Origin of the sequence: Pseudomonas sp. Kh14 (genome assembly GCF_900291005.1) — a bacterium.
In the GTDB taxonomy this organism is placed as follows: domain Bacteria; phylum Pseudomonadota; class Gammaproteobacteria; order Pseudomonadales; family Pseudomonadaceae; genus Aquipseudomonas; species Aquipseudomonas alloputida.
Genome location: NZ_OLKJ01000254.1, coordinates 1 through 244 on the forward strand (window position 1 = coordinate 1; position 244 = coordinate 244).

At 33.6% G+C, this 244-nt stretch carries 1 protein-coding gene; it reads right to left on the reverse strand.

Annotated elements, in window-relative coordinates:
- Positions 1 to 62: 62 nt before the first annotated feature.
- Positions 63 to 244, reverse strand: a 182-nt coding sequence (locus FQ668_RS28030; protein ID WP_144180848.1) for a T9SS type A sorting domain-containing protein, incomplete at its 5' end; no start/stop codon positions are given.

A 244-nucleotide genomic window follows, 5' to 3' on the forward strand; every position in this document is an offset into this window, starting at 1 on the left:
TATCGTACCAGAAAGAAAAACCGACCTAGTTTATCACAAAGATCGGCTTCCCTTCAAATATTTTATCGAATGATTAATTTATATACTTCGGTTGGATAACCTTCCGGAACAAGTTTAATAATGTAAATGCCCGATGGATAATCTTGCAAATTCAGAGAGTTTGTTCCCTGAGATAAATGGATTTGCAGTAATTTTTCTCCTGTAAGAGAATATAAAAGAAGTTCGGAAGGATGTTGTATTGATA